The organism is Marivita sp. S6314, from assembly GCF_023015985.1.
Classification (GTDB): Bacteria; Pseudomonadota; Alphaproteobacteria; order Rhodobacterales; family Rhodobacteraceae; genus Marivita.
This window is the reverse complement of record NZ_JALKAO010000005.1, coordinates 206,219-231,126: the sequence shown is the minus strand read 5'-3', so window position 1 is coordinate 231,126 and position 24,908 is coordinate 206,219. Positions and strand designations below refer to the sequence as shown.

General features: G+C 59.7%; 22 protein-coding genes. 10 read left to right on the top strand and 12 right to left on the bottom strand.

Annotated elements, in window-relative coordinates:
• Window positions 1–9: 9 nt before the first annotated feature.
• Window positions 10–492 carry a flagellar basal body-associated FliL family protein gene (locus MWU54_RS15280; protein ID WP_247085413.1) on the top strand — a complete coding sequence of 161 codons (483 nt, stop codon included), beginning with the start codon at window positions 10–12 and terminating at the stop codon, window positions 490–492.
• On the opposite strand, the gene MWU54_RS15275 is transcribed toward MWU54_RS15280, so the two are convergent.
• The 7 genes from MWU54_RS15275 to ubiE all read right to left on the bottom strand — a co-directional run bounded on the left by MWU54_RS15275 (window position 485) and on the right by ubiE (window position 7,855).
• Window positions 485–910: a hypothetical protein gene (locus tag MWU54_RS15275; protein WP_247085411.1), complete on the bottom strand. Its 426-nt coding sequence runs from the start codon at window positions 908–910 to the stop codon at window positions 485–487. The two genes, MWU54_RS15280 and MWU54_RS15275, sit on opposite strands and share 8 nt — an antisense overlap.
• Window positions 894–1,982: a flagellar type III secretion system protein FlhB gene (locus MWU54_RS15270; protein WP_247085409.1), complete on the bottom strand. Its 1,089-nt coding sequence runs from the start codon at window positions 1,980–1,982 to the stop codon at window positions 894–896. Before MWU54_RS15270 ends, MWU54_RS15275 begins: the two co-directional genes overlap by 17 nt.
• 61 nt (window positions 1,983–2,043) lie before the next feature.
• A complete protein-coding gene (locus MWU54_RS15265; RefSeq protein ID WP_247085407.1) occupies window positions 2,044–2,745 on the bottom strand; it encodes a flagellar biosynthetic protein FliR in 702 nt (233 codons plus the stop codon).
• Between the two features lie 2 nt (window positions 2,746–2,747).
• Complete coding sequence (flhA, locus tag MWU54_RS15260) at window positions 2,748–4,835, bottom strand: flagellar biosynthesis protein FlhA (protein WP_247085405.1); 2,088 nt, start codon at window positions 4,833–4,835, stop codon at window positions 2,748–2,750.
• Window positions 4,832–5,473: a transglycosylase SLT domain-containing protein gene (locus tag MWU54_RS15255; RefSeq protein WP_247085403.1), complete on the bottom strand. Its 642-nt coding sequence runs from the start codon at window positions 5,471–5,473 to the stop codon at window positions 4,832–4,834. Before MWU54_RS15255 ends, flhA begins: the two co-directional genes overlap by 4 nt.
• Before the next feature lie 95 nt (window positions 5,474–5,568).
• Window positions 5,569–7,101: a 2-polyprenylphenol 6-hydroxylase gene (gene ubiB / locus MWU54_RS15250; RefSeq protein WP_247085401.1), complete on the bottom strand. Its 1,533-nt coding sequence runs from the start codon at window positions 7,099–7,101 to the stop codon at window positions 5,569–5,571.
• Window position 7,102: 1 nt separating this feature from the next.
• Window positions 7,103–7,855, bottom strand: coding sequence for a bifunctional demethylmenaquinone methyltransferase/2-methoxy-6-polyprenyl-1,4-benzoquinol methylase UbiE (gene ubiE / locus MWU54_RS15245; protein ID WP_247085399.1), 753 nt, complete (start codon window positions 7,853–7,855; stop codon window positions 7,103–7,105).
• Window positions 7,856–8,060: 205 nt separating this feature from the next.
• On the opposite strand from ubiE, the gene mutM reads away from it, so the two are divergent.
• The 9 genes from mutM to MWU54_RS15200 all read left to right on the top strand — a co-directional run bounded on the left by mutM (window position 8,061) and on the right by MWU54_RS15200 (window position 19,366).
• On the top strand, window positions 8,061–8,912 hold the full coding sequence (gene mutM / locus MWU54_RS15240; protein ID WP_247085397.1) for a bifunctional DNA-formamidopyrimidine glycosylase/DNA-(apurinic or apyrimidinic site) lyase: 852 nt from the start codon (window positions 8,061–8,063) through the stop codon (window positions 8,910–8,912).
• Window positions 8,913–8,977: 65 nt separating this feature from the next.
• Window positions 8,978–9,754 carry an enoyl-CoA hydratase gene (locus MWU54_RS15235; protein ID WP_247085395.1) on the top strand — a complete coding sequence of 259 codons (777 nt, stop codon included), beginning with the start codon at window positions 8,978–8,980 and terminating at the stop codon, window positions 9,752–9,754.
• A gap of 143 nt (window positions 9,755–9,897) precedes the next feature.
• The gene (gene rpsT, locus MWU54_RS15230; protein ID WP_247085393.1) at window positions 9,898–10,161 is read left to right on the top strand and encodes a 30S ribosomal protein S20; all 264 of its coding nucleotides are present in this window, start codon (window positions 9,898–9,900) and stop codon (window positions 10,159–10,161) included.
• 480 nt (window positions 10,162–10,641) lie between these two features.
• A complete protein-coding gene (dnaA, locus tag MWU54_RS15225; RefSeq protein ID WP_247085391.1) occupies window positions 10,642–12,015 on the top strand; it encodes a chromosomal replication initiator protein DnaA in 1,374 nt (457 codons plus the stop codon).
• A 155-nt stretch (window positions 12,016–12,170) separates the two neighbouring features.
• The gene (dnaN, locus tag MWU54_RS15220) at window positions 12,171–13,289 is read left to right on the top strand and encodes a DNA polymerase III subunit beta (RefSeq protein ID WP_247085389.1); all 1,119 of its coding nucleotides are present in this window, start codon (window positions 12,171–12,173) and stop codon (window positions 13,287–13,289) included.
• A 29-nt stretch (window positions 13,290–13,318) separates the two neighbouring features.
• A complete protein-coding gene (gene recF, locus MWU54_RS15215) occupies window positions 13,319–14,428 on the top strand; it encodes a DNA replication/repair protein RecF (protein WP_247085387.1) in 1,110 nt (369 codons plus the stop codon).
• Between the two features lie 107 nt (window positions 14,429–14,535).
• Window positions 14,536–16,953 (top strand): DNA topoisomerase (ATP-hydrolyzing) subunit B, encoded by a 2,418-nt coding sequence (gyrB, locus tag MWU54_RS15210; RefSeq protein WP_247085385.1) that lies wholly within the window; start codon window positions 14,536–14,538, stop codon window positions 16,951–16,953.
• A gap of 164 nt (window positions 16,954–17,117) precedes the next feature.
• Window positions 17,118–18,347 (top strand): acyl-CoA dehydrogenase family protein, encoded by a 1,230-nt coding sequence (locus tag MWU54_RS15205; protein ID WP_247085383.1) that lies wholly within the window; start codon window positions 17,118–17,120, stop codon window positions 18,345–18,347.
• On the top strand, window positions 18,344–19,366 hold the full coding sequence (locus MWU54_RS15200) for a phosphotransferase (protein WP_247085381.1): 1,023 nt from the start codon (window positions 18,344–18,346) through the stop codon (window positions 19,364–19,366). Before MWU54_RS15205 ends, MWU54_RS15200 begins: the two co-directional genes overlap by 4 nt.
• Before the next feature lie 26 nt (window positions 19,367–19,392).
• Here the strand turns inward: MWU54_RS15200 and MWU54_RS15195 are convergent, their stop codons facing one another.
• Genes MWU54_RS15195 through MWU54_RS15175 form a run of 5 tightly spaced genes read right to left on the bottom strand, consistent with a single transcriptional unit; the run spans window position 19,393 to window position 24,907 of the window.
• Window positions 19,393–19,920 (bottom strand): hypothetical protein, encoded by a 528-nt coding sequence (locus MWU54_RS15195; RefSeq protein WP_247085378.1) that lies wholly within the window; start codon window positions 19,918–19,920, stop codon window positions 19,393–19,395.
• Window positions 19,910–22,711, bottom strand: a complete 2,802-nt coding sequence (locus MWU54_RS15190) for a 2Fe-2S iron-sulfur cluster-binding protein (protein WP_247085376.1) — start codon at window positions 22,709–22,711, stop codon at window positions 19,910–19,912. The genes MWU54_RS15195 and MWU54_RS15190 overlap by 11 nt, the downstream gene beginning before the upstream one ends.
• Window positions 22,708–22,974 (bottom strand): sarcosine oxidase subunit delta, encoded by a 267-nt coding sequence (locus MWU54_RS15185; protein ID WP_247085374.1) that lies wholly within the window; start codon window positions 22,972–22,974, stop codon window positions 22,708–22,710. Before MWU54_RS15185 ends, MWU54_RS15190 begins: the two co-directional genes overlap by 4 nt.
• An 11-nt stretch (window positions 22,975–22,985) precedes the next feature.
• Window positions 22,986–24,236, bottom strand: coding sequence for a sarcosine oxidase subunit beta family protein (locus MWU54_RS15180; RefSeq protein WP_247085372.1), 1,251 nt, complete (start codon window positions 24,234–24,236; stop codon window positions 22,986–22,988).
• Window positions 24,233–24,907 carry a TetR/AcrR family transcriptional regulator gene (locus tag MWU54_RS15175; protein WP_247085370.1) on the bottom strand — a complete coding sequence of 225 codons (675 nt, stop codon included), beginning with the start codon at window positions 24,905–24,907 and terminating at the stop codon, window positions 24,233–24,235. The genes MWU54_RS15180 and MWU54_RS15175 overlap by 4 nt, the downstream gene beginning before the upstream one ends.
• Window position 24,908: the final 1 nt, after the last annotated feature.

Here is a 24,908-nt window from a genome sequence, read left to right as displayed (position 1 = left end):
GACAAACCCATGAAAAAAATCCTTTTTCCCGTCATCGCCCTTGTCCTTGGCCTTGCCGGCGGCACCGGTGCTGCGATCTTTCTGCAACCTGCGCAAGGCGACACCGCGCATGCGGGAACAGACAATCCGCCACCGGTCTCGTCTGAAACAGACGCCGAAGATGCAGACCTGGAAATTGTCAAATTGCCCAAGCAGTTTGTTGTGCCCGTCATCCTCAGGAACCGGGTGCGCGCGGTGGTCATCCTCACCGTGGCGCTCGAAGTGCCGTCGGCCAGCGCGGATGACGTGCGAACCGCCGAACCAAAACTCCGCGACACGTTTCTTGACGAGTTGTTTGAATTGGCGGCCTTGGACGGGTTCAAAGACGAACTGGTCTCGAAGGAAACCCTTGGCCTTGTGCGCACCACGCTGACACAACGGGCCCGCAGCGTGTTGCGGGACGATCAGGTCTCGGTTCTTGTCACCGACATGGCACGTCAGGACGTCAATTGAGCGACTTCATATACGCAAACAACGCTGCGGCTTGTTCCTGCACGTTCAGGGACTGAGGCGAGCGCGCCCGTAGATTTGAAAGCTGCTGTTGCACCCCGATCCGCTCCCTGAGAGCGGACCGGACCTCTTCTTCAGCCGACAACCGCGCCATCGCGGCTTGTGCCATTTCCGGCTGTAACGCCTCCAGGTCACGCGTCAGTTTCTTTAACCGCGATTGTTGATAGGCAAAAACAGACGGCTGCCGCGCGCAGGATTCTGCTGCTGACATCAAAATACTGTCCTTCTGCTCGATAATCGCCAGTTGCTGGTCACGCAGGTCCGCATTTCGCCTTTGTTGTTGCGCGAGCCGCGCCTCAACCTGCGTCAGCTGAAGCTCCAGAACCCTGAGGATGTCCTTAAGTTTACGTTCTGGCGTCATCTTCCACCATTTTCTGGATGCGGCGCGCATAGCGAATGGCAATTGCAACCGCCTTGTAGTGATCATGATCAATCGACATGCCGATCTTCAGCTTGGCATAAAGCGCCCGCGCAGTGGGTGGATCCCGGTACAGCGGGACGCCTGATTGAATGGCCACTTCCCGGATCTTACGGGCCGTTTCATCCGTTCCGCGCGCAACGCATTTGGGAACCGAGTCCTTCCCACCCGTCCAGCTGAGCGCGACCGCGTAATGCGTCGGATTGGTGATCACAACAGAGGCTTTTGGCACATCCAGCAGCATCCGGTTGGTCGCGATCTCTTCCGCCTTGTTGCGCCGTTGCTGTTTGACCTGCGCATCGCCTTCTTCGTTCTTGTGCTCGTCCTTTAGCTCTTTGTGTGACATCCGCTGCTTTTTGGCGTGCGCCTTGATCTGCCACATGATGTCGATCGCCGAAAAACAGACATAGATGCCAACGATAATGGCCAGCCAGGTGACAAAGCTGGCAAAGATTTCACCAAACACCAGGGCTTTGGGCAGAATGACAATTGATTGAAATGACGCGTTCATTTCCGACGTCACAATACTCCAAAGCACGGTCGACAGGACCATCGCCTTTGCTACACTTTTGAAAAACTCGAAAAGGCCCGAGGCCCCAAACTTCTTCTTGGCATTCGCCAAAAGGGACAATCGGGACAGCTTTGGTTTCAGATTGTCTTGGGTAAACACCATTTGACGCGCCGCAATCAGACCTGCGGTGATTACGAAGAACGGGACAACGAAAAACACCACGACGATCTCAAGCACCCATGGCGTCAGCGCCCCGAGGATTTGCTGAGACGAAAGATCAACGCGGCGCTGAATGAAATCAGACAACATCCCGCGCACCCCTTCGACAATGCCAAAGGCCGGCGCCCCGAAGAAATAGGAGAATGACCCCAGCAAGAGAGACACCGCACCCAGCGCAACCGTGTCCTGTGAACGGACAATCTGACCTTTCTTGCGGGCGTCCTCCAGCTTGCGCTGCGACGCCTCATACGGCTTGTCGTCCTGGTCTTCGTCCGAAGCCGTCATTCAAGCCACTCTAAGGACCAGTTGGTCAACTGACCCGCCCGGGTTTCCCAGGTTGTCATGATCAACTCATGATGTTGGTACAAAAAAAAATCGACAGCAGGGAGACAAGCGGTATCCCGATAAAGGTGACCATCAATTGCGGCATCGTTTTGTTGATGAACCCGGAATAGAGGTAATAGGCCACGAAAAGGACGATGAATCCCGACGCCAAAAGTACACCGTTTGTCATGATATACTGGAAAAAGCCGGTGATCGTTTCCGCGAAAAATCCCCAGATATCCTGCAAATACGGGATATCGACAAAGTAACTGGACAGCAGCCAGAACAGCGCTTCATCATTGAGAGACGTTGCAAAAAAGAGCGCAAGGCCGGTGATCGTCAAAACGTGACTGATCACTGGCATCGGATCAATGGCGTTCCCCAGCATCTGTGACAAGGATACGGTCTGACTGATCACCGCGCCGATCTTTTCCAACAGGAACAACATCCCCCGTGAGATCAGCCCGAGGAACACGCCGATGGTTGTCTCGCGCGCCGTGAACTGCATGAGCGCCGTCCCGGTCAGCCGTTCCGGTGGCAGACTGGGTTCCAGGATGGGGGCGACGGCTGCGGCCAGAAACAGCGACGTCATGACCTTGATCTGCGGTGACACGGATTTTTCGCCGTAGCCCGGCATCAGGGCAATGGCCGGTGCGATCCGCAGGAAGACGGCGAACATCAACCAGACTTGCGCGTTCAGGTCTTGGGTGAGTCCCTCGATCATCGTCAGGCCGCCACTGTGCCGACGATGGCAGGTTTCGCATCAAGGCCAATTTCCTCAAAGGCCAGAACCGGGTTGGTGATGCCCTTGGCCGCCAGCAGACTTTTCAGAAACCTGCGACGCCGCCCCTGAATAACAAGCGCTGGATACACGCCTTTCTGGCCCGCGCGATTCATCTCCTCGGCAACGCTTTTGGACAGCTTTTCGAAATCTCCGGGCGCAAGCGCCACGTCCGGCGCGCCACGGTCGTTTTTCAGTTCGTTTTCCGCAAAGATTTTTTCCCAGTCTGATGCCAGATGCACCAGCGGAATGGTCCCATCCTCGCGGCGCATCGACGCCACAAGTTGAAAGCCCAACCGTTGCCGGACATGTTCACACAAGGATTCAGCCGTATGACCCTGCCCGCGTGCTTCGGAAATCGCTTCGAGGATCAGTTGGAAATTCCGGATCGAAACCTGTTCTTCGAGCAGGAGTTTCAGCACCTGAAGCAGGGTGTCCATCGGCACCTTGTCCGGAATGGTTTGGTCGATCAGCGTCCGATTTGCCTCGGCGCGTACCGTGTTTGACAGCGATCCCAATTCGTCGAGCAACCGTTTGAGCGATTTCATCGTCAAGAGCCGCCCGAGGTTTCGTTTGATGATCTCAAGCAAATGGGTCGCAAGAACTTCGCTGGGGGACACGACGGTCAACCCGTTCATCTGGGCATCTTCACGCTCTGCGCTTTGGATCCACCGCGCAGGGGCGCCGTAGACAGGCTCCTCCACATCGGTGCCCTTGGGCAGATCCGTGGTGCCTTCGGGGATCAGCGCCAGCATCAGATCCGGGTGCAACACGCCGCGTGCGGTTTCGACCCCGTGGATACGCACAACATAGGTGCCATCCTTCAGCATCGCGTCGTCAGTCAGCCGCACTTCGGGCATGATAACGCCAAAGCTTTTGGCGACATGGGTCCGCATATTCGTGATCCGCGAATCCAGCCCGTCAATCGGGCTCAGCACCATGTCGACAAGATCGGGTGCAAATTCGACATGAATGTCATCGAGATCAAGCGCGTCGCCGATCGGCCGGTCCTTTGGAAGCACCGGGCCCTCATCGACCTCTTCAACCTCGGCGGGATCAGGGGGATGTTGGCTGACCCAATAGGCCAGACCGCCCAGTATCAGACCTCCGGTCAGGAACGGCACAAAGGGCAGGCCAGGGACAAGTGCAAAGAGCACCATCAGGACAGCCACCGTGGCAAGCGCCGCAGGATGGCGCCCCAGCTGGCGCGTGATGGCAAGATCCGTTGCACCAATGGCCCCCCCGCGCGCCAGCAGAAGTGCCGCCGCTATGGAAATAATCACCGCCGGAATCTGCGTCACCAACCCGTCCCCGACGGTCAGGATCGCGTAGGTCTCAAACGCAGAGCGCAATGGCATGCCGTGGACCAACGTGCCCATGATCAGCCCGACAATGATGTTCAGAAGCGTGATCAATAACCCCGCCACCGCATCGCCCTTGACGAATTTCGACGCGCCATCAAGCGACCCAAAAAAGGTGGTTTCCTGTAATTCCACCTCGCGTCGTGCGCGGGCGTCGGCATGGGTAATCGCGCCGGCCGCCATATCACTATCAATGGCAAGCTGCTTCCCCGGCATCCCGTCGAGCGCGAAGCGGGCCCCCACTTCGGCCATGCGCGCCGCCCCCTTGGTGATCACCATGAAATTGACGATCAGAAGCACGCAAAAAACCACGAGCCCCAGAAACACGCTGCCGCCCATGACAAAATCGGCAAACCCCTGAATGACGTTCCCCGCCGCATCGGTGCCGGTATGCCCCTGACCAATGATCAGTTTCGTAGAACTGATGTTCAGCGACAGCCGCAGCATCAAGGACGCAAGGAGGATCGTCGGAAAGGCCGAGAAATCCAGCGGCCGTTCGACGAACAGGGTCACCGTGAAAATGAGGATCGCCAACGCAAAAGATGTGGCAAGTCCGATGTCCAGAACAAAAGCAGGCACCGGCAGAATCATCATCACGATGATTGCCATCAACGCAACCGCAAGCACAACGGTCGGCTGCCCGAACAGGGTGCGCAAGCTGCCCGCCATCATTTGAGCCTGCCGATATTGATGAACGGTTTCGTCGCGGTTTCGGCCAGAAACAACGACCCGCGCCGGGGTGTATTGGCCTTGGCGGCGTGCGCGACCTTCCGAACCACAGGTGTTGGCTGAGACGGCAGCGCCGTCACGATTCCGGATCGATATTCCTCGAACCGAGCCCGGTACTTTTCGGCAAATTCCGGCGTGCGGCTATGATATGCAGCGGCGGCATCCGACCACGTGCCAAACTCGCGGTAGAGGCGGGTCAGGAATTCTGCTGCGTATTCCGCGTTTGTTTCGGGATTGAACATCGCGTCCAGACTGCGAAACCCGTCAGCATGCCATCGGTAGTTGATCTGGAAACAGCCAATATCGATATTGGTGGTTCCAGTTTTGATCTTTGAAAACACGAAAGAGCGGGCATCGTCTTCTGATCCGAACCATGTACCCTGCCCCGCCTGATTGACGGCCCAAGGCCACGGTTCGGCATCCGGGCCGCGACCGGTTTCAAGCCGCGTGATGGTCAGCAGAACATCGGCAGGCACGCCCGATTGACCCGCCGCATGATAGGCCGCGGCATCGCACAGATTGGCATGCGCGGCAGATGCGCCGAAGACCGCGCACAACGCCGCTACCCAAATGGATTTCACCAATAACCAGCCTGACACCGGATCCCTCGCCTTCTGCGGATTTGCAGAAACCTAGGGGACAGGTGGTTAGGAAATGGTTACTTCAACCGGTCCGTTCAGAAAATCGCTTCGGCCAAAAGCACAAGACCCCCGCCAAACACCGCCCCGATGCCCAGACACAGCGCAACCAGCCGACCCGTATTCGATTTGGGTTCCGGCGCATCCTGCCCCTGGGCAACCAAGGCCTGTTCGACCAACCCCGGAAGACGCGGACCAAAGCGGGCCAGAACAAGCGCTGTTTTGCCCAGATCCTTGGCAAGCGCACGGGGACCGATGCTGGTTTTGATGTAATCTTCCACAATGGGTCGCGCGACATCCCAAATGTTCATCTTGGGGTCCAGCGACCGTGCAACGCCTTCAACGACCACCATGGTGCGCTGCAGCAAGATCAGTTCGGTGCGCGTCTCCATCCCGAACCGTTCGGTCACCTCGAACAAATAGGCCAACAGGCGGCCCATCGAAATCCGGGTGGCATCCATACCAAAGATCGGCTCGCCAACCGCGCGCAGCGCGCGTGCAAACTCGTCGACATCGCGGTCGTTGGGCACGTATCCGGCTTCGAAATGAACCTCGGCCACGCGCTTGTAATCGCGCTTGATGAATCCGAACAGGATCTCGGCATAGACGCGGCGGGTGTATTCGTCGATATGGCCCATGATCCCGAAATCAAGCGCGATAATGTCCCCATTCGGAGCAACCTTCAGGTTGCCCTGATGCATATCCGCATGGAAATACCCGTCTCGCAAAGCGTGCTGGAGGAAAAGCTGCAGCACCCTTTGGCTGAGCGCTGCGCGATCGTGACCCGCCGCGTCCAGCGCCGCATTGTCCCCCAGGGGCAAACCTTCGGCCCAGCCCAGCGTCATCACGCGACGGCTCGACAGATCCCATTTCACCTCGGGAAGCTGAAAGCCCGGATCATCTTTGGTATTCGCCGCAAATTCCGACGCCGCCGCCGATTCCAGCCGCAGGTCCAGTTCACCCATCACAACGCCTTCAAAATGGGTGATGACATCTTTGGGGCGCAACCGACGCGAAGATGGCGACAGCCCCTCGATCATGCCTGCCGCGAAATAAAAGGCGTCGATATCCTTGCGGAAGTCTTTTTCAATATTGGGGCGCAGCACTTTGACCGCCACGGTCTCCCCGCTTTGGGTCAACCTGGCCTTGTGCACCTGCGCAATAGATGCGGCAGCCACCGGTTCGCTGAATTCCGAAAAAATCTCCGAAACGGGCATGCCAAGCTCGGCTTCGATCATGGCCTTGGCTTCGCCCACGGAAAACGGCGGCAACTTATCCTGCAACACCCGCAATTGCTGTGCCATCTCATCGCCAACAACATCCGGACGCGTGCTCAGCACCTGTCCAAACTTGATGTAGGCGGGCCCAAGGGCTGTCAGAGCACGCGGCGCAGGCGGCATCGTCGGGTCGCCGTGATATCCCAGCCATTTGAACGGCCAGCCCAGCAAGCGCGCCGCGACGCGCAACGACTTCGGTGCATCGAACGCGTCCAGAACCACACCCATCGCACCGGTGCGTTCCAAGGTGGCACCCGTGCGGATCAGGCGCAGAATATTGTGCGGGCCCCTCACGTCAGATTTTCCAGCCAGAGTGCAGGCAAGCAATGCCCATGCTCAGGTTGCGATACTTGGCATTCTCAAACCCGGCGGTCCGCACCATGTTCAGAAACGTGTCCTGATCCGGGAATTTACGGATCGATTCCACAAGGTACTGATAACTGTCGCGATCATTCGCAATCGCTTGTCCCAACCAAGGGATGATGTTGAAGGAATACAGGTCATAGACTTTCTGCATCAGATCGTTCGGGATCTGGCTGAACTCCAGCACCATCAGCCGTCCACCGGGGCGCAGAACGCGAAACGCCTCGTTCAGCGCCTCTTGCGGGCGCGTGACGTTCCGGATGCCGAAAGAGATCGTATAGACGTCGAACGTGTTGTCTTCGAACGGCAGGTTCATGGCGTCACCCACCACCCAATCCAGACTGTCGCTCATCGCCTCTGCCTCGGCCCGTTTCCGGCCTTCGATCAGCATCGGTTCGGTCAGATCAAGAACCGTGGCGTGCCCGCGGCCTGCACGTTTGAGAAACCGGAACGAAATATCCCCGGTGCCACCGGCCACATCCAACAATTCCTGTCCCGCGCGCGGCGCCAGCCAGTCCATCATCGTGTCTTTCCAGATGCGGTGAATGCCCAGCGACATGGCATCGTTCATCACATCGTATTTCGACGCGACAGAGCTGAACACGCCCTGAACACGACCGGCCTTTTCGCTTTCGTTGACTTCTGTAAACCCGAAATGGGTCTTGTTTTCACGCGGTTCCGTCATCAGAAAGGTCTGCTTTCATCCCAGCTTCGTCATAGGTCTCCTACAGAGATGTAAGGCTAAGAACAAACGGTCAAATCGGCGCAAACTTTGCGTCAGGATCCCACCGAGTAATTCCAGCCGCGCAATTGCCGAGAGACGACCTATCTTGACGTTGAAGCCACCGTTCAAGAAAGACGTGTGTGCGCCCAACCGTCAGAGACTGCGAATGCCCGAACTCCCCGAAGTCGAAACTGTCAGACGCGGCCTTGCACCCGCCATGGAAGGCGCAGTGATCGCCGAAGCCCGGGTCAACCGCCCTGACCTGCGCTGGCCCTTCCCAAAAGGCATGGCCACGCGTCTGACAGGCACACGTGTTCTGGGTTTGCGCCGCCGGTCGAAATACATCCTGGCCGATCTCGACAGCGGGGAAACACTGCTGATCCATCTGGGCATGTCCGGGCGCATGCTGGTGTCAGGCGATCCCCTTGGCCAGTTCATCCATGACCACCCGGCCCCCGAGAAACATGATCACGTTGTGCTCGATATGGACAACGGCGCGCGGATCACCTTCAACGACCCCCGGCGCTTTGGCGCGATGGATCTGCTTGCGACCGTCGGGTCAGATACACACCCGCTCCTCGCCTCCATCGGGCCGGAACCGTTGGGCAACGGGTTCAACGAAGACTACCTGATCGCGGCGCTTGCCAACCGGAATACACCGATGAAATCAGCCTTGCTGGACCAGAAAACCATCGCGGGTCTCGGCAATATCTATGTCTGCGAAGCTTTGTTCCGATCAAAAATTCACCCCACTCGACCGGCGCGACGGGTGTCAAAAACCCGTGTCTCTGGCCTTGTTCCGATCATCCGGACCGTCTTGAACGACGCCATAGATGCAGGCGGATCATCGCTGCGGGATTTCAAGCAAGCCGATGGCGAACTTGGATATTTCCAGCACAGCTTTGACGTTTACGGACGCGAGGATGAACCCTGTCGAAGCCCCGGCTGCACCTCGACAATCCGCCGGATCGTGCAATCCGGGCGATCCACTTTCTACTGCCCGACCTGCCAAAGATAACTTGAACGGCATGCTTGAGATGCGTAAGGCTGCGTGCCTGAGATCACCGAACGGAGCCCTCTCCCATGGCATATGAGTCGATCATCGTCGAAATCGAAGATCACATTGCGACTATCAAACTCAACCGGCCCGACGCGCTCAATGCGCTCAACACCCAGTTGCTGACCGAACTCGCAAGCGCACTTGAGGACGCGGACGCAAACGAAAAGGTCCGATGCATTATCCTGACCGGATCCTCCAAGGCATTTGCAGCAGGCGCCGACATCAAAGAGATGTCCGAGAAAAGCTTTGTCGAAGTGTTCATGTCGGACTTCTTTGGCGCCGAATCGCAAGCGGTCGTCAAAACCCGCAAACCGATTATCGCGGCCGTGTCGGGCTATGCGCTGGGCGGTGGGTGCGAACTTGCCATGATGTGCGACTTCATCATCGCCTCTGACACAGCCAAATTCGGCCAGCCGGAAATCAACCTTGGCGTTGTCGCAGGCATCGGCGGGACACAGCGCCTCACACGGTTTGTCGGCAAATCGAAATCCATGGACATGCACCTCACCGGGCGCTTCATGGATGCCGAAGAAGCCGAACGCGCCGGATTGGTCAGCCGGGTTGTTCCCGCCAAGACTCTGATGGAAGAAGCGCACTCTGCCGCTGCGAAAATCGCCGAGAAATCCATGCTAGCCACCTTTGCCGTGAAAGAGGCCGTCAATCGCGCCTATGAGACCACGCTTGCCGAAGGTTTGCTGGCAGAGCGCCGTCTCTTCCATTCGCTTTTTGCGACAGAAGATCAGAAAGAGGGCATGGCGGCGTTCCTCGAAAAGCGCACGGCACAGTTCCGCGACAGATAAACTCTTTTCACCAACCGAAACTGGGGCTATACGCGCCCCAGAAATGCGCGTGATGCCCGCTTGGCAAGATTCGTTCCGGTTCTGATCCGGGCTGGCTTTCATTGTGCACCCCAATTCGAACCAAAGACCAAGGAACTGATCACATGGCAAATTCGCCCCAGGCCAAAAAGCGCGCACGTCAGAACGAAAAGCGCTTCGCCGTCAACAAAGCGCGTCGTTCGCGCATCCGTACATTCCTCCGCAAAGTCGAAGAAGCAATCGCGTCCGGCGACAAGGAAGCGGCAACAGCCGCCCTGCGCGCAGCACAGCCCGAAATCATGCGCGGCGTGACCAAAGGCGTCTTCCACAAGAACACAGCGTCCCGCAAAGTGTCGCGCCTTTCCGCCCGCGTCAAAGCGCTCGGCTAAGAATCGGCGGCTGACAAAACCGTTCTCGAAAATCAAGACGCCGTTCCGAGAGGGACGGCGTTTTTTGCTGATGCTTGCGCAGCTTTGCACCGGTTTGAGATTCTTTTTCAGCGATTCCGGAGTCAAGAAATAAGAACTGTTGATGGGGCCAATTTCAGACTGATAACGTCTTCCCAGCGAGTCACATCGCACTTGGGGGGACAGGTCCCGCCGGATCGACGTTGAACGAAAACTGCCTCAACGAAGAACCGGCTCTGCAGTTTGATCAGCGATCAAATGCCTTGTCCAAATTGATAGATTGGCTGTTGCAGACCCCCGAATAACGGGTCTGCACGCCTGATGCTTTGTGTCCGGGATGCCCCGGACGCCATTGTCATTCTTTCGCCCACTGATGTGCATCGCAGAGGCATAATTTGCCTCGAAAAGCGGAACCAGCGTGTGTTCAAGCACGCGACAGACAGTGTTGGGACAGGGGATACGATGACTGGCGATCAATGGGGATCCATTCGGAAAGAGCTTAGTGAAACGCTTGGTGAGAACAGCTTTAAGAACTGGATAAAGCCGCTGGTTTATTTGGGTACGAAAGACGGGATCGCCCGTTTTCAGGTTCCCACAAATTTCATGGGCAACTACGTGTCCCAGAACTTTGGCGACGTAATCCTGTCAAAGGTCGCCAACGTCGACCCTACCATCCGCCGCATCGCGTTCGAAACATCTGCTCCAAAGGCTGCCTCGCCAAAAGCAGCCGCGCCCGCCCCCGTTGCTGCGCCGCAATTCGTCGGAGAAGAAGAAACCGCGCCGCAGTCTGACGCGCTGAACGGATCACCCCTCGACAAGCGCTTCACCTTCGACAGCTTTGTCGTTGGCAAGCCCAACGAACTTGCACATGCCGCCGCCAAGCGCGTGGCAGAAGGTGGCCCTGTCACGTTCAACCCGCTGTTTCTCTATGGCGGCGTCGGTTTGGGCAAAACCCACCTGATGCACGCGATTGCCTGGGAACTGCGCACGCGCCAGCCGCACTTGAATGTCCTCAACCTGTCGGCCGAACAGTTCATGTATCGCTTTGTACAGGCCCTGCGCGACCGCAAGATGATGGACTTCAAGGAACTGTTCCGCTCGGTCGACGTGCTGATGGTTGACGACGTACAGTTTATCGCCGGCAAGGACAGCACACAGGAAGAGTTCTTCCACACGTTCAATGCCCTGGTCGATCAGAACAAGCAGATCATCATCTCCGCTGACCGCGCCCCGGACGAAATCAAGGATCTTGAGAACCGCATCCGATCACGCCTGCAAAGCGGGCTCGTGGTGGACCTGCACCCAACCGACTATGAATTGCGACTTGGGATCCTTCAGTCGAAGTCCGAAATGTACAGCCGGATGTATCCCGGCCTCGAAGTCGAGAAAGGCATCCTCGAATTTCTCGCGGCACGGATTGTCAGCAACGTCCGCATCCTCGAAGGCGCGCTGACCCGTCTGTTCGCCTTCGCCTCGCTGATCGGCAAACCGATCACGATGGACCTGACGCAAGAATGCCTGACCGACATCCTGCGCGTGTCCGAACGCAAGGTCTCCATCGAGGAGATCCAGCGCAAGGTCGCGGATCACTACCTGATCCGTCATTCCGATCTGGTCGGGCCCAAGCGCGTGCGGACCTTTGCCCGTCCACGTCAGATCGCCATGTATCTGTGCAAGCAACTCACAACGCGTTCGCTTCCCGAAATAGGCCGTCATTTTGGGGGGCGCGATCACACGACGGTCATGCATGGTGTGCGCCGCATCGAAGAACTCAAGAAGCAGGACGCGCAGATCGCCGAAGACGTTGAACTGCTCCGCAGATCGCTCGAAGCCTGAGTCCCAGACACAACAAAGGGGGGCATTGCGTGTCTTACTGCACGCCTGCCCTTGACCCTGCGCGGAATCCAGCCAAGAAATTGCAAAACTAAGGGCTTGGAGAGCAACCCAAATGGGGGTTACTGTCGGCGTCCGGCCAGTCGGGGGATGAACGCATGAAATTCAGCATGGAACGAGGGACGCTTCTGAAAGCTGTCTCGCAAGCGCAATCCGTGGTGGAGCGGCGGAATACCATCCCGATCCTGGCAAACGTCCTGATCGAAGCCGAAGGCGAAACGGTTCAGTTCCGCGCAACCGATCTCGACATCGAAGTGGTTGATCGCGCCGTGGCGCAGGTGGAACGTGCAGGCGCAACCACGGTCTCGGCCGTGACCCTGCACGAGATTGTCCGCAAACTGCCCGACGGCGCGTTGGTGTCCTTGTCCGAGGACAGCGCTTCCGGTCGCCTTACCGTCGAAGCCGGTCGTTCGAACTTCTCTCTGGCGACGCTGCCAAAAGAAGACTTCCCGGTCATGGCTTCGTCCGAATACACCGCGAACTTCTCGGCCCCGGCGCCAACCCTGCGTCGTCTCTTCGACAAATCAAAATTCGCCATCTCGACAGAGGAAACACGCTACTACCTCAACGGCGTCTACATGCATGTGGCGGATGGCGAAGACGGCAAAGCGCTGCGCTGTGTTGCCACCGACGGCCACCGCCTCGCGCGCATTGATGCCGAACTGCCCAGCGGCGCGGCAGACATGCCCGGCGTGATCGTGCCGCGCAAAACGGTTGGCGAGCTGCGCAAGCTTCTGGACGATGACGATATGCAGATCGCCGTTTCCGTTTCGGAAACCAAGGTCCGCTTTGCCACGCCCGACATCACCCTGACCTCCAAGGTGATTGACGGCACCTTTCCGGATTACACACGCGTCATTCCGCAAGGCAACACGCGGCGGCTTGAAGTCGACGCTGCCGAATTCGCCAAAGCCGTGGACCGCGTCGCCACCGTATCGTCCGAACGCTCCCGCGCGGTGAAAATGCAACTGGACGAAGACCGCCTGATCCTGTCCGTCAACGCCCCCGACAGCGGCGCTGCCGAAGAAGAACTGGCCGTGGCTTACGGCGATGACCGGTTGGAGATTGGCTTCAACGCAAAGTACCTTCTTGAAATCGCCAGCCAGGTCGACCGCGAAAACGCCGTCTTCATGTTCAACTCCGCAGGCGACCCGACGCTCATGCGCGAAGGCAACGACACCAGCGCCGTTTACGTCGTGATGCCAATGCGGGTGTGACCCCATTGCGCCTTTGAACGGGGGCGCAATTGCCGCTTCGTATCCATCGCCTGACGCTGTCGCATTTTCGGTCACATCTCCATGTGTCTCTGGAACCTGACACGCGTCCCGTAGTGCTCTACGGCCCCAATGGCGCGGGCAAGACAAACCTGATCGAAGCGGTGTCGCTGTTTTCTCCCGGTCGCGGGATGCGACGCGCCTCCGCGCAGGACATGACACGCCGGCCAGAGGCACTGGGCTGGAAGATCAGCGGACTGGTGGAAACTCCCGAAGGACTTCAAGGCATCGCGTTCACGTCCGACCAGGGCGCGCCGCGTCAGGTCAAGATCAACGACAAACCCGCACCGCAATCCCGCCTGGGTGAACTCGTGCGCCTGTTGTGGCTGCTCCCGTCGATGGACCGTCTCTGGATCGAAGGGGCCGAAGGGCGGCGGCGGTTTCTGGACCGCATGACCCTCAGCTTTTTTCCGAACCATGCCGAAGCGTCGCTGACCTACGAAAAGGCGATGCGCGAACGCAACCGGCTGCTCAAGGATCAGGTCCGCGATCCGATGTGGTACAAGGCACTCGAAGCCCAGATGGCGGCTTCCGGTATCGTGATCCACCACAACCGCCAGCGCGCGTTGGACCGGATCGCGCAGGCACAGGATCAGGCCAGCACGCAATTCCCGGCGGCGCAGTTGGACCTGACCCAAACCGAAGGCGAAATGCCCGACACCGAAGATGACCTGCGCGCCGCGTTCGAGGAAAGCCGCTTTCGCGATCTGGCCGCCGGGCGCACACTGGTCGGACCACACCGCGCCGATCTCTACGGCGTGTTCGCCGCCAAGGGTGTTCCTGCCGCCGACAGTTCCACGGGCGAACAAAAGGCGCTTCTGATCTCGCTTGTGCTGTCAAACGCCCGCGCGTTGGTCGAAGACTTCGGCGCGCCGCCCATCGTGTTACTGGACGAGGTCGCAGCCCATCTGGATGCCCAACGCCGCGCTGCCCTCTATGACGAAATCTGCGCTCTTGGCGCGCAGGCCTGGATGACGGGAACCGGCGCAGAACTGTTCACCGAACTGGGCCCGCGCGCGCAGTATTTCGAAGTCACCGACACCGCTGGCCAAACATCCGTGACACAGGTGAACCCCGCCTGACGCGGCGTCCGCCCCCGCGAACAGCCAACCGCTAAATCTTGTGTCAGTTGCGTGACAACCCTCTGCGTTTCGCGTATAAAATTGCGAGAATAACAAAGGGTAAATCCATGGCAGACCCCGCACAGGCACCGGAAGAATACGGCGCGGATTCCATTAAGGTTCTCAAAGGCTTGGAAGCCGTCCGCAAACGTCCGGGCATGTATATCGGCGACACTGACGACGGCTCGGGCTTGCACCACATGGTCTACGAAGTCGTGGACAACGGCATTGACGAGGCTCTGGCCGGTCACGCTGACTTTGTGCGCGTCAAAATCCATGCCGACAGCAGCGTCTCCGTGCGCGACAACGGGCGCGGCATTCCCGTCGATATCCACGAGGAAGAAGGCGTGTCTGCGGCAGAGGTCATCATGACCCAACTGCACGCGGGCGGTAAATTCGACCAGAACTCCTACAAGGTCTCCGGCGGTCTGCACGGTGTCGGTGTGTCCGTGGTCAACGCCCTGTCCGATTGGCTCGAACTCCGCGTCTGGCGCAACGGCAAGGAACACATCGCGCGCTTCGAACGCGGCGACACGGTCAAACACCTTGAAGTCGTCGGCGACGCAAACGGCGAAAAAGGCACCGAAGTGCGTTTCCTCGCGTCCACAACGACCTTCTCGAACCTCGAATACGACTTCCATACTCTGGAAAAGCGCCTGCGCGAACTCGCGTTCCTGAACTCGGGCGTGCGCATCATTCTCGAAGACGAACGCCCGGCAGAACCTCTCAAGTCCGAGCTGTTCTACGAAGGCGGCGTGCGCGAGTTTGTGAAATACCTCGACCGCTCCAAATCCTCGATCATGCCGGAACCGATCTTCATGGTGGGCGAAAAAGACGGCATCGGCGTCGAGGTCGCGATGTGGTGGAACGACAGTTACCACGAAACGGTCCTGCCCTTCACCAACAACATCCCCCAGCGCGACGGCGGCACGCATATGGCGGGTTTCCGGGGCGCTCTGACGCGGACGATCAACAACTACGCGCAGTCTTCGGGCATCGCGAAGAAAGAAAAGGTCAGCTTCACCGGCGACGACGCCCGCGAAGGCCTGACCTGCGTGCTATCCGTCAAAGTGCCGGACCCGAAATTCTCCAGCCAGACGAAAGACAAGCTGGTGTCTTCCGAGGTGCGCCCCGCCGTCGAAAGCCTTGTGAACGAAAAGCTCGCCGAATGGTTCGAAGAGAACCCCAACGAGGCCAAGATCATCGTCGGCAAAATCATCGAAGCCGCCCTCGCCCGTGAAGCCGCCCGCAAGGCGCGCGAACTGACCCGGCGCAAGACGGCGATGGACGTGAACTACCTGGCGGGCAAACTGAAAGACTGCTCCGAAAAGGACCCGTCGCTGACCGAAGTCTTCCTCGTCGAGGGCGACAGCGCTGGCGGCTCTGCCCAAACCGGACGCGACCGTCGCACGCAAGCCGTCCTGCCCCTGCGCGGGAAAATCCTGAACGTCGAACGCGCGCGGTTTGACCGGATGCTGGGCAGCCAGGAGATCGGCAACCTTGTCATGGCGCTCGGCACCGGGATCGGTCGGGATGAATTCGACATCTCGAAGCTGCGCTACCACAAGATCGTCATCATGACCGACGCGGACGTCGACGGCGCGCATATCCGTACCCTGCTTCTGACGTTCTTCTACCGTCAGATGCCCGAACTGATCGAAGGCGGCTACCTCTACATCGCGCAACCGCCACTTTACAAAGTCGCGCGCGGTAAGTCCGAGGTGTATCTCAAGGATCAGGCCGCGCTGGACGACTACCTGATCGAGCAAGGCGTCGATGGTGCGCAGCTGCGACAAGGCAATGGTGAGGTCATCACCGGCCAAGACCTCAAGCGCGTTGTCGAAGAAGCCCGCCAGCTGCGCCGCGTGTTGGACGCCTTCCCGACGCATTACCCCCGCCACATCCTTGAACAAGCCGCCATCGCAGGCGCGTTTGTATCGGGCGCTGTAGATGCCGACCTGCAAGGCGTGGCCGACAAGGTGGCCCAACGTCTTGACCTCATCGCGCTTGAATATGAACGCGGTTGGCAGGGCCGGATCACGCAGGACCGTGGCGTCCGACTGGCGCGTATCCTGCGCGGTGTTGAAGAAGTGCGCACACTGGACGGCCCGATGCTTCGCTCTGGCGAGGCGCGCAAGACCGGCAGCTTCACGGAAAGCCTTCAGGCCGTCTATGACAAACCCGCCATGCTGGAACGCAAGGATCGGCGGCAGGTCATTCACGGGCCGCTCGACCTGCTAACCGCGATCCTTGAGGAAGGCGAAAAAGGCCTGTCCCTCCAGCGCTACAAGGGTCTGGGCGAAATGAACCCCGATCAGCTTTGGGAAACCACGCTGGACCCGGATGCGCGCACGCTGTTGCAGGTCAAGGTCGATGATATGACCGAGGCGGATGATCTCTTTACCAAGCTGATGGGTGATGTGGTTGAACCCCGCCGGGAGTTCATTCAACAGAACGCTCTGAGCGTCGAGAACCTCGACTTCTGATTTCGAATTGGCTTCGCCAATCCGACCGGAATGCGCCTTTGACGCATGTGAAGGCTCTGCCCTCACACTCCCGAGGTATTTTCGGCAAGAGGAAAGAGATGTCTGATCTGGATGTTGTGTGTCACACGCCGTAGCGTGACAGCTATGCGGCAGGGAGAAGCCTTATGGACCTAGGAATGTCAGATCGCGTCAAGGCGCTGGTCGATCAGGTGCGCGATATGGTCGAGACCGAGATCGCGCACCTGGATGCGGAATACCACGACGAAGTTGGCAAGCATCCGTCCGGAGATCGTTTTCAACTGACTGACCGACAGCTTGCGATTTTGGATGCACTGAAAGGCAAAGCCAAAGCGCGCGGTCTCTGGAACTTCTGGCTGACCGACAGTGACAAAGGCCACGGCCTGACTACCGTTGAATACGCCTACCTCGCCGAAGAGATGGGCAAAGTGCATCTCGCCGCAGAAGTGTTCAACTGTTCCGCCCCCGACACCGGCAACATGGAGGTGCTCGAACGCTACGGCGCGCAGTGGATGAAAGACCGCTGGCTGACGCGGTTGCTCGACGGTGACATCCGTTCCGCCTACGTGATGACCGAACCCAATGTCGCCTCCTCCGACGCCGCGCAACTGGCGTTCGAAGCCAAGAAGGACGGCGACGATTGGGTCCTGAACGGCGAAAAGTACTGGATTTCCGGCGCAGGCGATCCGCGCTGCGCGCTTTACATCCTCATGGCCTGTTCGGACCCGGACGCATCCAAGCACAGCCGTCACACCATGTTCGTTATGGACGCCGACACGCCGGGGATCGAGGTGCTGCGCCCCATGCATGTGTTTGGACAAGACGACGCCCCGCATGGGCATATGCACCTGAAATTCACCGACGTGCGCATCCCCTCCAAGAACATCGTGCTCGGTGAAGGGCGCGGGTTCGAAGTGGCGCAAGGCCGCCTTGGGCCGGGCCGTATTCACCACTGTATGCGCTCTATCGGTCTGGCCGAAAAAGCCCTGCAACTCATGTGCCAGCGCGGGATGCAACGCGAGGCATTTGGCAAGCCGATCATCGAACTGGGTGCCAACTACGACATCATCGCCAATGCGCGGATGGAGATCGAACAGGCGCGCCTGCTCTGTCTCAAGGCCGCATGGATGATGGACACCCAAGGCACCCGCGCCGCGCAACCGTGGATCAGCCAGATCAAGGTGGTCGCCCCGCTCATGTCGCTGAAAGTCGTGGACGAGGCCATGCAGCTTTACGGAGGCACCGGCATAAGTCAGGACACCCCGCTTTGGCGGATGTGGACACATCTGCGCACCCTGCGCTTTGCCGATGGTCCCGATGCCGTGCATCGTCGTCAGGTGGCCCGCGCCGAACTGCGCAAATACTCCAACGCATGACAGACTTGCTGGATAGAGACGCCATCGCGGCATGGATGGCCGACAATGTGACCGGGTTTCGCGGTCCGCTCAACGCCACCAAGTTTGCCACCGGGCAGTCGAACCCAACCTTCAAATTGATATCCCCATCGGGCGCTTATGTGCTGCGTCGCAAACCGCCCGGCCAGTTGTTGAAATCCGCCCATTCGGTCGACCGCGAATTTCGGGTGCAGCAGGCCTTGGTCGACAGCGATGTTCCCGTCACCCGGATGCACGCGCTGTGCGACGACGATACCGTCACCGGGGCGATGTTCTACGTGATGGATCATGTCGACGGCCGCACCTTCGTCGACCCGCGTGTGCCAGATGTCAGCGCCGCGGACAGGGCCGCGATTTTCGACGACATGAACCGTGTCCTCACCGCGATTCACTCAGTTGATCTGACGGCAACAGGCCTTGCCAATTACGGACCGCAAGGCAGCTATTACCAGCGCCAGATCGACCGCTGGACCAAACAATACCGCGCCAGCGAAACGGAACCGGTTGCAGACATGGACGCCCTGATCGACTGGCTGGGCTCGAATCTGCCCGACGACGATGGCCGCGTGACGCTGGTGCATGGCGATTACCGCATCGACAATCTGCTGTTTGCGCCAGACGCGCCCCGATGCGTCGCCGTATTGGATTGGGAGCTGTCGACGCTGGGCCACCCGTTTGCCGACCTCGCCGCCGTCATCATGCAATGGTCCCTGCCCACGGGCGACTCCGGACGCGGCTTGGCAGGCGTGGACCGCACCGCACTTGGCATCCCCGAAGACCAGGATTTCATCGACAGCTATTGCGCACGCATGGGCCTGCCGGGTATCGACCGGTTCGGCTTCTACCTCGCCTTCAGCTTTTTCCGGATGGCCTCGATCCTGCAAGGCGTCAAACGCCGCGCCTTGGATGGCAATGCGTCAAACCCGGAACGTGCCGCGCAATTGGGCGCGTATGTTCCAACCTTTGCCGCAGGCGGCTTGAAAGCCGCAGCCTCCGCGTAACCAAAAACCGCGTCACGACCCGACGGTCAACGGCTCCGCGCCGCCCATGCAGACCCAGCCGCGCTCTCAAGATACCCAAGCAGCGCATCTTCGGACGCGCGCGCAACGTGCAACCGAAACCGGTCTTCCGCCTGAACACGGTAAAGCATCACCTGAAGCCCAAAAAACCGCCGCAACACGCTTCTGGACGGCGACTCCATCGAAATCTCGGTGCCCCGCTTCACAACATTGAACGCATCGCGCCCCGACAGATCGAACACGCTGTAAAGATCGCTTGCGTCAGAGCGGGCTTGCGATGTCGCGTCGTCCCAGCCGTCCTCTACGGGGTCTCCGTTCACCACCAGAACCCGGTCGCGGCGCAGGCTCAGCGCATAGGTGGTCGCCTCACAGATCTCCGGCCAGCCCACAGTCGGCACATCAATCTGGGTCCGCACACGCGGCCCGGACACCAAAAGCTGCCGGGAAACGCGCACACGCGACACGACAACATCCCCGATCTCGAAGCCATCCCCCAACGTACCGGAAGCAGCCCATTTGTTGCGATCATCCCGCATGCAGCCTGCCCCCGTCCGGATCATAGAAACACGGCGCGCAAAGCGTGGCGGTTCTGCGTTCACCGTCATGCCACACCTCAATCGTCTCGCCGATGCGCGCGGCGCCGCCCTCGATCAATCCCATGGCAACCGGATGGCCAAGAAACGGGCTGAAATAGCTCGACGTGACATACCCAACTGATCGCGGCGACCCGCCAGTGGTAATGGCATGCGCCCCGGTCACCAAAGGCGCGTCCCCTTCAGCCACCGCCAATCCGACCAGCGTCTTGCGACAGGCCTCCTGTGCCGTCTCACTCTGCAAGCTGCGATCCCCGATATAGGCGGCCGTCTTCCTGTCGCGCGGCGCGGACACCCCAAGATCATGCGGCATCGTTTCGCCATCTGTGTCTTTGCCGATGATGATGTAGCCTTTCTCGGCCCGCAGGATCGACATGGCCTCGATCCCGATCGGCGCAGCCCCCACGGCCTGTCCCGCCGCAACCACCGCATCCCAAAGCCGCTCCGCCTGACTGGCGCGGATCGACATCTCGTAACAAAGATCCCCGGAAAAACTCACCCGCGCGATGCGCACCGTATGGCCGTGGAAACGCGCCTCTCGAAAGGTCATATGCGGGAACGCCGCTGCCGACAGATCAACCTCCAGCCCCAGCGCACCCACGAGATCACGCGCTTTTGGCCCGGTGACCGTCACCGTTGCCCAGTGCTGCGTCAGGTCGTGAACAAAGATCCGGTCCGGATCATTCCCATCCTGACGCCACGCCTCAAGATGCGCCCGCACGCCGTCCACATGGCTGGATGAACAGGACACGATAAACCGGTTCTGACCGACGCGACTGACCACACCGTCATCATAGACAATCCCGCCTTCGGTCAGCATGAACCCGTAGCGGATCTGCCCCGGTTTCATTGTGCGGATCGTGTTGTAATAGACAAAATTCAGAAACGCCTCGGCATCCGGCCCCATGACCTCGATCTTGCCCAAAGGCGACCCGTCCAGAATACCCGCCGTTTCGCGCGCCATCTTCGCCTCGGCCTGAATGTGCTGCTTCGGATCGCCGCTTCCGTACCAACCGGGCCGCAGCCACCCGCCATATTCGCACAACGCCGCGTCCGCCGCGCGATGCCGCGCCTCCAGCGGCAGGCGTTTGACCGGATTACGCAACTCTCCTGAGATCCGCCCGTGATAGGTCTCAAGCGGGATCGGCACAAAAGGCGGCCGGAAGGTGGTTGTGCCCACCTCGGGAAGCGCCACATCCTGCACCGCCGCCATTGCGGCCAACCCAGCCATGTTCGACGTCTTTCCCTGATCCGACGCCATGCCCAGCGTCGTGTAGCGTTTCAGATGCTCGACCGAGACATAGTTTTCCCGCGCCGCCATCTCGATATCCTTGAGCGTCACATCATGCTGCAGATCGATCCATTGCCGTGCCGTTGTTCCCAGCTTTGGCACCAGGCGCGTCAGTTTGATCGAACATGACGGACGGGTCGTTGTCTCAGCTGCGCCAACCCCGCGCGCCTCTTCCAACGCCGGCTCAAGATCAAACGTCCCGTTTGCCGCTCCAACGGCGACCATGCCTTTTGGGGCCGCACCCGGCACAAAGGCCTGCCGCTGGTCGCACCAATCCAGCTTGCCTCCCGCATGTCGCCAAAGATGCACCAAGGGCGTGACCCCCCCGGAAACAAGCACCGTATCCACCGGATGCGTCCGCGTTCCGGTGTCGATGGCCTTAAGCGTCTTCACCCCGATCACTCGCGGTGTGTCTGTCACCGGATCAACCGGCACAATCCGCGCACCGGCATCTGTCAGCCGCTGCGTGACGCGATCCGCAAAGGAATGGTTGCTCAGCACCGCGATATCGCGCCCGGCCATAACCCCGTAACGCGCCAGATACTCCGCGGCACCGAACAGCGACATCACACCGGGGCGGTCATTGTTGGCAAAGGTGATCTGCCGATCCAGCGCGCCGCTGGCCAGAATGATCCGATCCGCCCGCATCCGCCAAAGCCGGGGCGCAGTGCCGAACGGGCCTGCTTCTGCAAGACCCACCAACCCGTGATCATAGACCCCAAACGCCGTTGTCCCGCGCAAGAGCCGACCGCCTGCCGCCGTCAGTGCCTGCACCTGTGCCGCGACCCAGCCTTGCGGGTCCATGTCCTCGATCCGGTCGTATTGGTAACCACTGCCGCCCAGTGTCGGATGATCATCGACCAGAACCACCTGTTGCCCGGACTGCGCTGCAGCAACTGCCGCGACCAGCCCCGCCGGTCCTCCGCCCACCACCAGCACGTCACACCGATCATGGATCTGGTCCGACATATACCCATCAAGCACGTCGTGGCTTACGGCCCCCAACCCCGCCATCCGGCGAATGGACGGCTCGAACAGATGCCAGTCGGGCCAGATAAACGTCTTGTAGTAAAACCCCGCCGCCAGCCACCGATGAAACAGGTCCAGACCGCCCTTGATATCGAACTGCGCCGACGGCCAGGCATTGACCGACCGCGCCTGCATCCCGTCTTCCAGCGGCGTTGTGGTTGCCAGACAATTTGGCAGGTCCCGCCCGTCCAGCGACACGGTCATGATCGCGTTGGGTTCATCAACCCACGCACCCCAGACACTGCGCGGGCGGTGGTACTTAAAGCTCCGCCCCATGACGCGCACCCCGTTGGCCAGCAGGGCCGAGGCCAGCGTGTCGCCCGCGAAGCCCTGGTAAGCTGTACCGTCAAACGTGAAAGAGATCGGTTGTGTCCGATCAATCAACCCGCCTGTGGGCATGCGGAACGATGTCATGTCGACTCCTTTCGCAACGCGGTTGTGGCCAGAACCTCCATCGACACGGAATGCCGTTCCATCACAAACACCTCGTCGCAGGTGGTGTGCATCCACACCTCCCGAACCCGGCCCTTCTCATTGCGCTGCGTGTGCAGGTACGCCGCCCAATCCGCATCCGACACCGATTGCGTGGTGTCGGGGCGCACCTTGCCTTGCTCTGCAACAAAGTGGAATTCCCGCTCATCGCGCGGGCCACAGAACGGGCATGTGAAAATCTGCATGCCAAATCCCCTTAATGCGCAATGCCGGACGCGGCGCTTTCATCCACCAAACGCCCGGTCTTGAAACGGCTCAAGTCAAACGGGCGGCTGATGTCGGTATGCTGCCCCGTCGCCAATAAATGCGCGAACAGGTACCCCCCCGCCGGGATAGCCTTGAACCCACCAGTCCCCCAGCCGCAGTTCAGGTAAATCCCGTCCACCCCGGACGGCCCAAGGATCGGAGAGCTGTCCGGCGTCACATCCACGATCCCACCCCAGTGGCGCAGCAGTTTCACCTTTGCCAAAGCAGGCATCATCTCGATCAGGCTCCCGATCACACCCTCCTGCACCGGCATGTTGCCGCGCTGGCCGTAAGACGGCACCCGGTCCAACCCACCACCCAGCACCAAACCGCCCTTGTCGGATTGACTGACATAGGTGCCATAGGCCGGGGCAAGAACCACCGTATCCAGCACCGGCTTGATCGGCTCTGACACAAACGCCTGCAGCGCATAGGAATGGATCGGCAAATCATACCCCGCCAGTTGTCCCAGAACCGACGAATGCCCCGCAACGGCCGCGCCAACAACGCCCGCACGCACCTCACCATGGGAGGTTTGCACCCCGACGCAGCGCCCCGCCTCCATGACAAAGCCCTGCACCTCGCAGTTCTGGATGATATCGACCCCCAGCCGATCCGCCGCCCGCGCATAGCCCCAGGCAACCGCGTCATGCCGCCCGGTCCCGCCACGCGGCTGGTTCACGCCGCCATGGACAGGGAACCGCGCAGTGTCGCTGACATTCAGGATCGGAACGCGTTTGCGGATCTCCTCGCGGGTCAGCAATTCCGCATCAATCCCGTTCAACCGCATCGCGTTGTACTGCCGGGTTGCCATCTCCATGTCATGTTCGGAATGCGCGCAGACCAGCATCCCGCGCTGTGAAAACATGACGTTGTAGTTCAGCTCTTTCGACAATCCCTCGTACAGCCGCACCGACAGATCATAAAGCGCGGCACTCTCCGGGTAGAAGTAATTCGACCGGATCGCCGTTGTGTTGCGCCCGGTATTGCCGCCGCCCAGCCAGCCTTTCTCAAGCACCGCAACGCGCCTTATGCCGTGATTGCGCGCAAGATAATACGCGGTTGCCAGCCCATGCCCACCACCGCCGATGATCACGACGTCATACGCACGTTGCAGCGTGGGCGACCGCCAGGCCTTGCCCCAACCTTTATGCCCGCGCAGCCCCTCACGAAACAGGCGGAAGGCCGAATACTGCGTCATGGTCGGGCCTCCGTCGCCATGGCAAAAACCCGAAACGCCTCAATGGTGTCCTCGGTCGGCTCACGCCCGGTGAACCCGCGCAGAAACCCTTCAAGTCGGCTCATCCGCACCTCCATCGGCTCGCGCAGTTCCACGGCATGATAGCCGATCTGCATAAAATACAGGATGCGCGCCCGAATATCCGCGTCATACGCGTCATAGCCAAACCGTGCGAACATCGCGCTGATGGCCTCCAGCCGCTGCGCATCTGCGGCTTCGATCCGCTGGTTGACCTGCACATCCCGCCGCGCCCAGTCGCGCACGGCAAAATCCAAACCCCGGTCAAACAGCGCCGGATCCACGAAACAACGAAAGAAATTGCAAACCGCTGCATTGATGTCATCTGCCGGCATCTCGCAATGGGTGACAATCGTGCGCGTGTTCCGCGCCTCCCACTCGTCCAGCAACGCCGCCAGCAGATCGGCACGGTTCTTGAAATACCAATAGAAACTGGACCGCGACACACCCATCCGGGTGCTCAGCGACAGGATCTTCAACTCGCCCACGCCCTCCTGCACCAGCACATTGCGGGCAAGGTTCAGCCAATCCTCGCGGGTGACTTTGACATGACCGACAAGCGGATCTTTCTCCGGATCATCCCGGTGCAGAACAGGCGTGCGCGATTGTGCCATC